This is a genomic window from Streptomyces sp. CNQ329 (assembly GCF_000482585.1).
In genome coordinates, this window is record NZ_AXVU01000110.1 from 1 (window position 1) to 4,060 (window position 4,060).

The 4,060-nt window shown below is 72.8% G+C and carries 1 protein-coding gene; it reads left to right on the forward strand.

The window, feature by feature from the left end; translation table 11 throughout:
• Positions 1-4,060: type I polyketide synthase (locus tag I003_RS33745; protein WP_158689045.1), on the forward strand; the 4,060-nt coding region annotated here is incomplete at both ends.

Below are 4,060 nucleotides of genomic sequence, written 5' to 3' on the forward strand. Positions count from 1 at the left end.
ATCCGCAACGACGACACCACAACCCGATTCCTCACCACACTCACCACCCTCCACACCCACCACCACCCCATCGACCTCACCCCCCACCTCCCCACTGACGACCGCACCGCCGAGCTCCTGCCCGAGCTGCCCACCTACCCCTTCCAGCGGGAGAGCTACTGGCTCCAGACCCCGGCGCAGCTCACCAGCGCGTCCGACCTCGGCCAGATCAGCAGCGCCCACGAGTTCCTGAGCGCGGCCGTCCAGCTCGCCGACGGCAACGAAGACTCGGGGGTCGACAGGCAGGGCTCGTACGCCACCACCGTGTTCACCGGCCGGGTCGGCCTGGGCACCCACCCCTGGCTCGCCGACCACGCCGTCGCCGGCACGGTCCTGCTGCCCGGCACCGCTCTCGTGGACCTCGCCCTGCACACCGGCGACCACACCGGCGCCACCCACCTCGACGAACTGACCCTCCAGGCACCGCTGGTGCTGGATGAGGCCGTCACGCGCGACCTCCAGGTCACGACGAGCCCCGAGGCGGGCGCCGAGGACGGCGGCCCCGGCCGCTGGCAGGTCGCCATCCACTCCCGGCCGCACACCGACGACGAGGCCGAGCCCGAGCCGTGGACCTGCCACGCCACCGGCACCCTCACCGCCGAACCGGCCGAAGCGGCCGAGCCGCTCACGCAGTGGCCGCCCGCCGGCGCGCAGCAGCTCGACATCGCGGACCTCTACGCCCGGATGGCAGCGGCAGGATACGAGTACGGGCCCGCCTTCCAAGGCGTCACCGCCGCTTGGTCCCACCAGGACGGCACCCTCCACGCGGACATCGGCCTCGCCGAAGACGCCGACACCGCGGGCCACACCATCCACCCCGCGCTGCTCGACGCCACCCTTCACCCGCTCGCCACCCGCAGCCTCAGCGACGACGGCGACGGTGCCGGAGAACTCCGGCTGCCGTTCGCGTGGAGCGGTGTGTCCGTCCACGCCACCGGCGCCACCCGGCTCCGCGCCACCCTTGTGCCCACCGGCGAGCACGGCCACGACCTGGCCCTCCACGCCTGGGACCCCACCGGCGCCCCCGTCGCCACCATCACCGCCCTCAACACCCGGCCCGTCGACCCCACCGCGCTCACCACCGGTGGCGCCGACGAGGGCGCTGCCACCCGCAACAGCCTCTTCCAGCTCTCCTGGACGCCGCCCCAGGCGCGACAGAACGACTCCGCCCAGATCGACTTCGATCAGGTGGATCTCTACGTCGCACCTCCGGCCGCCGAGGACACCCCGGCCGCGGCCCACGCCGCGACCGAAGCCCTTCTCACCCACCTGAAGGGCTGGCTGGCGGACAACGACGAGACCGACCGACGGCTCGTCGTCCTCACCCACCGCGCCGTCGCCACCGGCCCGGCCGAGGACGTCCACCTGGCCCACGCGCCCCTGTGGGGCCTGGTCCGCACCGCCCAGAACGAAAACCCCGACCGCATCCACCTCATCGACACCGACACCCCGGTGGACATCGCGGCAAAGGTCACAGACGTACCCCACCTCGCCGAAGCCCTCGCCACAGGCGAACCCCAACTCGCCCTCCGTGACGGCCGGCTGCTCACTCCACGTCTCGCTCGGTCCACCACAGCCGACGCCGCCGCCCGGCCCCTCGATACCGAGGGCACCGTGCTCATCACCGGCGGCACCGGCGGCCTGGCCGGCCTGACGGCCCGTCACCTCGTCACGGAGCACGGCGTACGCCACCTCCTCCTCGCCTCCCGCAGCGGCCCCGACCACCCCAACGCCACCGCGCTGAGCGACGAACTCACCGAACTCGGCGCCCAGGTCACCCTCACCGCCTGCGACGTCACCGACCCCGACGCGGTACGCAGCCTCGTCGACTCCATCGACCGGCAGCGCCCCCTCACCGCCGTCATCCACACCGCGGGGGCCCTGGACGACGCCACTCTCACCAAGATCACGCCCGAGACGCTGCACCCCGTCCTGGCACCGAAGGTGGACGCCGCGTACCACCTGCACCGGGCCACCGAGGACCTGGACCTCGCGCACTTCGTTGTCTACTCCTCGGCCGCCGGCACCCTGGGCAACCCCGGCCAGGCGAACTACGCCGCCGCCAATACGTACGTGGACGCCCTCGCCCAGCACCGCACCCGGCAGGGACTCCCCACCACCAGCCTCGCGTGGGGCTATTGGGAGCAAGCCACCGGCCTGACCAGCCACCTCACCGACAACGAGGTCCGCAACGTCACCCACGGCACCGCTCCCCTCACCGCCGAGCACGCCCTCCACCTGCTCGACAGGGCCCTCACCACCCCCCAACCGCACCACCTCTGCCTCCCGGTCACGCCGTCCGCCCTGCGGAACCCGGACCGGCTGCCCGTCCTCCTCCGCGGCCTCGCCTCCCGGCCGGCCCGCCGCACCGCAGCCGGCTCGGCCGCGGGCGACGGCAACGCGCTCGCGGAGCAGCTCGCCGCGCTCTCCGAACCGGAGCAGCGGCACAAGGTCGTCCTGGACGTCGTACGCAGCAACATCGCCGCGGTACTCGGCCACGGCACCGCCGAATCCATCGACCCCCACCGCCCCTTCAAGGAACTCGGCTTCGACTCCCTCACCGCCGTCCAGCTCCGCAACCACCTCACCACGACCACAGCACTACGCCTCCCCGCCACCCTGATCTTCGACCACCCGACCCCCGACGCCCTCACCCGTCATCTCCTCGGCCGGCTCCTCGACACGGCGCCCGCCGGAAGCCGCACGCCCACCCCCCGCACCGTCACCGATGACGACCCCATCGCCATCGTCTCGATGGCCTGCCGCTACCCCGGCGAGGTCCGCTCCGCGGACGACCTGTGGCGGCTGGTCACCGAGGGCACGGACGCGATCTCGGAGTTCCCGGTCAACCGCGGCTGGGACCTCGACAACCTCTACGACCCGAACCCCGACGCGACGGGCAAGACGTACACCCGCCACGGTGCCTTCCTGCACGACGCAGACAAGTTCGACGCCGACTTCTTCCACATGAACCCGCGCGAGGCCCTGGCCACGGACCCCCAGCAGCGGCTGCTGCTGGAAACCTCCTGGGAAGCCTTCGAGCAGGCCGGCATCGACCCGACCAGCCTGCGGGACAGCAACACCGGCGTCTTCACCGGCGTCATCTACGCCGACTACGGCCCGCGCCTGATGCACCGGACCCCGGAGGGATTCGAGGGCTACCTCGGCAACGGCAGCGCGGCGAGCGTGGCGTCCGGCCGGGTGGCGTACACCTTCGGCCTCGAAGGCCCGGCCATGACCGTTGACACCGCCTGCTCGTCGTCGCTCGTGGGCATGCACCTCGCGGCGCAGGCGCTGCGCAACGGCGAGTGCGACCTCGCCCTCGCCGGCGGCGTCACCGTGATGTCCACGCCCTCCGCGTTCCTGGAGTTCTCCCGCCAGCGCGGCCTGGCCGCCGACGGCCGCTGCAAGCCCTTCGCCGACGCCGCCGACGGCACCGGCTGGGGCGAAGGCGCCGGCCTCGTGCTCCTGGAGCGCCTCTCCGACGCCCAGCGCAACGGACACCACGTCTTCGCGATCCTGCGCGGCTCGGCTGTCAACCAGGACGGCGCCTCCAACGGCCTCACCGCCCCCAACGGCCCCTCACAGCAGCGCGTCATCGAGCAGGCGCTGGTCAACGCCGGGCTGACCGCGGCTCAGGTGGATGCGGTCGAGGCGCACGGTACGGGCACGACGCTGGGCGACCCGATCGAGGCCCAGGCCCTGCTGGCCACCTACGGTCAGGCGCACGACGAGGAACGCCCGCTGTGGCTGGGCTCCATCAAGTCCAACATCGGCCACACCCAGGCCGCGGCCGGCGTCGCCGGCGTCATCAAGATGGTCGAGGCCCTGCGCCACGGACACCTTCCGCAGACCCTCCACGTCGACGAGCCCTCCAGCCACGTGGAGTGGGACAGCGGCCACGTCGCCCTGCTCACCGAGGCGCGGCCGTGGCCGGAGACGGGCGAGCCGCGGCGCGCGGGGGTCTCCTCGTTCGGGATCAGCGGCACCAACGCCCACGTGATCCTGGAGGCCGCGCCGG